This window comes from Neisseria sp. P0008.S004, from assembly GCF_051962755.1.
GTDB lineage: Bacteria > Pseudomonadota > Gammaproteobacteria > Burkholderiales > Neisseriaceae > Neisseria > Neisseria subflava_A.
On the sequence record NZ_JBQCUZ010000021.1, the window covers coordinates 1 to 4,750 of the forward strand.

5 protein-coding genes are annotated in these 4,750 nt (G+C 43.3%); 2 read left to right on the forward strand and 3 right to left on the reverse strand.

What is annotated here, in order from left to right:
- Nucleotides 1-961: 961 nt before the first annotated feature.
- Together ACTHSW_RS10690 and ACTHSW_RS10695 are read right to left on the reverse strand one after the other, a co-directional pair.
- Entirely contained in the window at nucleotides 962-1,294 is a 333-nt protein-coding gene (locus ACTHSW_RS10690; RefSeq protein ID WP_070461295.1) for a hypothetical protein, read from the reverse strand.
- Nucleotides 1,295-1,621: 327 nt separating this feature from the next.
- Entirely contained in the window at nucleotides 1,622-1,906 is a 285-nt protein-coding gene (locus ACTHSW_RS10695; RefSeq protein ID WP_107811121.1) for a virulence factor, read from the reverse strand.
- A gap of 662 nt (nucleotides 1,907-2,568) precedes the next feature.
- On the opposite strand from ACTHSW_RS10695, the gene ACTHSW_RS10700 reads away from it, so the two are divergent.
- Nucleotides 2,569-3,345: a replication initiation protein gene (locus ACTHSW_RS10700; protein WP_070461298.1), complete on the forward strand. Its 777-nt coding sequence runs from the start codon at nucleotides 2,569-2,571 to the stop codon at nucleotides 3,343-3,345.
- A 2-nt stretch (nucleotides 3,346-3,347) separates the two neighbouring features.
- The gene (locus ACTHSW_RS10705; RefSeq protein WP_070461297.1) at nucleotides 3,348-3,749 is read left to right on the forward strand and encodes a hypothetical protein; all 402 of its coding nucleotides are present in this window, start codon (nucleotides 3,348-3,350) and stop codon (nucleotides 3,747-3,749) included.
- Between the two features lie 4 nt (nucleotides 3,750-3,753).
- Here the strand turns inward: ACTHSW_RS10705 and ACTHSW_RS10710 are convergent, their stop codons facing one another.
- The gene (locus ACTHSW_RS10710; RefSeq protein WP_107811120.1) at nucleotides 3,754-4,482 is read right to left on the reverse strand and encodes a hypothetical protein; all 729 of its coding nucleotides are present in this window, start codon (nucleotides 4,480-4,482) and stop codon (nucleotides 3,754-3,756) included.
- Nucleotides 4,483-4,750: the final 268 nt, after the last annotated feature.

Below are 4,750 nucleotides of genomic sequence, written 5' to 3' on the forward strand. Positions count from 1 at the left end.
CTTGAAATACAAGTCATCCAGAAACTTTTTTTTAAATCAGAAGCTATCAAATCTATTAAGAATCCAATCTATAATCAAATCGGTTGACTGAGCCATAAAAAACAAATCTAATAAGCTTGTCCGAAGGTCTAGCCAACCTGATTTACTACACGTTGGCTAGCCCCCAACGATTGAGATCAAGACAGTTTGCCAAACTGTCGAGTTTGCCGAAGTCGTATGCTCGTAATGGTGCTGGTACGACTACGAAGGGCGCTCAGGGGTGAAATCCCCCTGTTCGACCCAATCGAGGGAAATCTCAAAGCATGGGCGACAAGGAAACGGCGGCTCTTGTGAGAGAGAATCGTCCTGTTTACTTGCAAAAACTGGTATCCAGTCCAGTCAGTGGGGCGTACCGAAAGGGCGCGACACTTGCAGCACACGATGGCTTCGCACGTCCGAAATGACGTGAGTTTGACGGGAGAAATCTTGGTTAGACGGCACTTCGAGAAACCGAAGGTCGATGTATAGCTCAAACGTGTAACGGTAGCCGAAACGTAAAGTCGAATGGCGCTGTGCTGAATCCTCTGAAAATGCTGAAAAGCATTGCCGCGGATTGAATGAGTCTGTGAAGCAGGGTATCTAGTAGGGGAGGGTTTTTGGATTCTTTACCCCCTGAAACCGAGAAATCGGGTAGGCGTAAGCTATGGATATTCATGTGAGACGACGGCTAGGAAGGATGTAGTAGCGGTAAACTAACTTGGGAAGGTCTGACTGCCCCTAAAACTGACCTGTGGCAAGGCAGAAATTGGGTAAAAGACTGGGAGAGTGTCTGAGTAGGAAAAGCAGTAATGCCCCTTCCTGATGGCGAGTTCAACGTCTAGGGAAGGAAGTACGAAAGGAACAGGCAAGCAACAAATCTCAATGTGTAGTAGCAGTAAACCCCCTTGGCCGGGGGCGTTGGAGGAACTAGAGCAGAAAAGCTCTAGTTCCTAGGGGCTGAAAAGCCTCGGAAATTCGGGGTATTTTGCCAAATCACACCGGCAAAATAATTATTTAACTCTTGGCGGAGTTGAATAGTCTGAATCTTGGCGGATTCGGATATAAAAATCCCTAGTTGAGAGGGGGAAAGAGACAGTACGCCGTCAAAAGCGAAAGTTTCATTTCCGAAAATTTTGGGCTTTGCCCGAATTTTATTCTTAACCCTAAAGACCGCTTCGGCGGTCTTTTTCTTTGTAATCTGACCTAAAAAATGGCTGTTTTGTACGATAAGGGGTTTTTGTAATTTCAAGCATAGCTTTGTACGATAAGATGTCATGCAAATATCATTTTGTCTTCAAAAAAACGCACTTGCGGTCTTCAAACCGCTGTTTTTATCAGGCAGTAATCCGAAATAAAACCGTCAGAAACGCCCCAAATTTGCGCTCAGATTGAATTTCTACCCCTATCCTACCCTACCCCATAGGCAAGCATATAAAACGCAGGAAAACGCAAATTTAAGGTGTTACGCGCATCTATCACTGCTTTGGAGATGGGAGTCGTAAAGGTTTGGTATCGACCGCGTAAGCGCATATAGTTCATGCAATTGATTTTTAGAAGCTACTAGAACAGCAAAACCACCCTGTGGGGTGGTTTTGCTGTTCTCTTAAAGGGCTGGAGCTAGATCATTCATCTCTTCAATTCGCAGCATGCGTATATCGGAAACTGCAGGTTTGAACCAAGCAAAGGTTGATGACAACTTTTGAGCGGCCAAAACACAAGAAACCGCGGTAATCGTTTCTCCACCAAAATATACACTGCCTTGTTGATGGGTGAAACCAAGACTAACTAGTGTACGTTTGACGTCGCCATAAGCGTTTTGCCAAGAAGGATTAGGATAAAGATTCTGTAAAACAGTTGTATCTAGGTCAAAAGCAATTGCATAAGACATAATTAAATCTCCAAGGTTTTGTGTAAGTATAGCACTGTTTTTTTGTATAAATATCTGTATTTTCCCCCATCTTCGGAGCTGGAAGCCTGTCAAGGTTCGCGTAGCGACCGCGTAAGCGGCTTGACCTTGACAGGGTGGAAGCGACCCAACGCTAAAGGCTAGGGGCAGGAGAAGGCGGTACGCCGCGCCCTGCTCCCGAGCCGTCGGCGGCGAGACTGGGGGTGTGGGGGCAAAGCCCCCGCAGGTTCGCCTTATGGCGAACTCATCATGCCGTAGGCACATCAAACAGCGAAGCCGGGTCATGAGCTGCGCAAGCGCGAAATGGCCCGAAGGTTATCCCCAGAAATTTGGGGCTTTCTGGTTTTTCATCATTTTTAAATCTTTTTAAACCTTTTTATGGACTTGTGGATAAACGCTGTATGCCTTGCCAGTCAAGGGTTACAGCGGTTTTTTTCGCAGTTTAAATGAGAGATTTTTGCAGTTTAATGCGAGATTTTTGCAGTTTAATGCGAGATTTTTGCAGTTTAATGCGAGATTTTTGCAGTGCTATCCACAATTTAAATGAGAGAACATTACCGCATTTGCGATAATTTATATTTTCTCTTATTTTGAATTATGCGATAATAAAAATAATCTCTTAAATACGGCAAGGTTCTCTCATTATGGGAAATTTGGTTACGGAAAATGATAGCTTAGCTAATTGCAATGTTGTGATTTCAAATTATATTACGCGCTCCGCTCAAACTTTGAATTTGGTGGAAAAACGGATTTTGATGGCTGGAATTGCGAAGTTAGGGGGCGTAAATGGCGAAATTAAATTAACGGCGCAAGAATATGCTGACACTTACGATGTAAACATGAGTACGGCATATCGAGAATTAAAAAATGCTGTCAATTCTTTAATGAAACGCTCTTTATCGTGGCAAGTTAAGGACGGCAAACATATCGGCACGCTGTCATGTGTATGGGTGCAGGGGTATAAATATTTCAAAGAAGAAGGCTACGTTAAATTCAAATTCTCTGAGTATGTTTTCCCTTTCTTGTTTGAGCTAGAAAGAGAGTTCACAAAGTACCAGCTACAACAAGCTGCCGCTTTGCGATCAATTTATTCTTGGCGGCTACTTGAACTCTTTGAGCAGATGAAAGACAAGACAGACGGTTCAGGGTGGCTTTCAATGTCCATTGAAGAATTTTGGCACGCTATGGAAGCAACCGAAAGCCACAGAAAAAATTTCAGTGATTTGAGAAGATGGGTTATTGAGCCGGCAATTAAGGAACTAACAGAAAAAGACGGTTGGTTAATCGAGTGGGAAGTCCGAAAACGTGGACGTAAAGTAGCTACACTACTGTTCAAATTTCAACGAAATCCACAAGGTAGGCTTTTCAACCAAGAAACAGCTCCCATACCTAGAAATAAAACTCTGAATGCGTTGGAGTAAAAATGGCACTCGTATCCATTAGTGAAGCTGCGCGACTGGTTGGTAAAAGCCGTCGCACCCTTCAGCGCGACATTGTCGCAGGCAAATTGAGCAAGTGCGACAATGGCCAAAAGCTAGATACTTCGGAGCTTCTAAGGGTATATGGCGCATTTTTACCTGTGACAAATGTCGCAGTTGGAAGTGCGACAATGTCGCAGGATGTCGCAGGTAAAAATGAGACAATGTCGCAGGATGTCGCAGATATGCGCGTCCGTTTAGCGGCGTTGGAAGCTGAAAATGCAGCACTGAAAGACCATTTAGGTAGCCTGAAACAAGCAATGCTTTTACTGGAAAACAAAGCCTCAACAGAAGAGACTAAATCGATCAAACCACGTCGCAGATGGTGGCAAATATTTAGAAATTAATGTTTCAAGATGGTAATTCGGCAAGCATTACGCCGATATTCTTCATTCTTCTAGCTGTCGGTAACTTTCCATCAAAGCAAATTGGCGGTTCTTGACTGCTGATCCTTCTCCAATTCATCTCTAACCGTATCAGCATAGTCTTTGCTTGTTCCCTGCTTCCTGAAAAACCAAGCGTCTTTTTCAGGGTATCGAAAAGGGAACGATACTCTTCCTCTGAATTTCTAAGCGCGCAACGTTTTAATTTTTGCTCAAACTGTTCCAGTCTTTCAGCGTTATAACGCCAAGTCCATCGATATGGCTTCAAAGGCGTTTTACTGCTTTTATGTGTTCTCTCGTTTGGCACTCTTACCAGCTCATAGCCTCTTGATTCAATCCGTGTTTGTCTATTTGTGGCTGTTTTCCACGGTTCTGAGGATATTGTCGGACATTTCTGTCCCTGGGCAGGACGGTGAAGCAGATAAAAATCCAGCCCTTTCTCCGGTTCTGTTGGGCTGATATATGCAAAAAGTTGAACGAGGCTTTCGCCTTTTTCATAGGCTCTGAGCCTTTGAGTTGGTGTTTGATTGGTTTTGTACCGTTCTATCAGCTTATCCAATACACAAACAGCTTTTTCATGCTTAACAGTTCCCTGTACAAAGTATAAATAACCGTTCTCTACGGCATCCTGTATGCGTTGCATCATGGACGATCGGTTTGTGAAAACAAAATAATCAGGATATTGGGTTTTAGTCATGTCCTACTCCGCTATATTATTTGTCTGCGTTTTTTGCGCTTTTTTTTCTGAAAGGATTTTTTTGTCCAAATTTGACCGTAATTTTCGTGACGGCATCCATCTGTTCCGTCTCCCCCTCAAAAACTGGGTTCAACAAAAAAGGTGTGAAAATGATACACAGGAATTAGGTTCCTGTATATCAAATCGGAAGACTTGAAATACAAGTCATCCAGAAACTTTTTTTTAAATCAGAAGCTATCAAATCTATTAAGAATCCAATCTATAATCA

What these genes read in the sequence shown, in the direction of transcription:
- ACTHSW_RS10690 (WP_070461295.1), bottom strand. Translation starts at nt 1,294, where the DNA reads ATGACATCTTATCGTACAAAGCTATGCTTGAAATTACAAAAACCCCTT.
- ACTHSW_RS10695 (WP_107811121.1), bottom strand. Translation starts at nt 1,906, where the DNA reads ATGTCTTATGCAATTGCTTTTGACCTAGATACAACTGTTTTACAGAAT.
- ACTHSW_RS10700 (WP_070461298.1), top strand. Translation starts at nt 2,569, where the DNA reads ATGGGAAATTTGGTTACGGAAAATGATAGCTTAGCTAATTGCAATGTT.
- ACTHSW_RS10705 (WP_070461297.1), top strand. Translation starts at nt 3,348, where the DNA reads ATGGCACTCGTATCCATTAGTGAAGCTGCGCGACTGGTTGGTAAAAGC.
- ACTHSW_RS10710 (WP_107811120.1), bottom strand. Translation starts at nt 4,482, where the DNA reads ATGACTAAAACCCAATATCCTGATTATTTTGTTTTCACAAACCGATCG.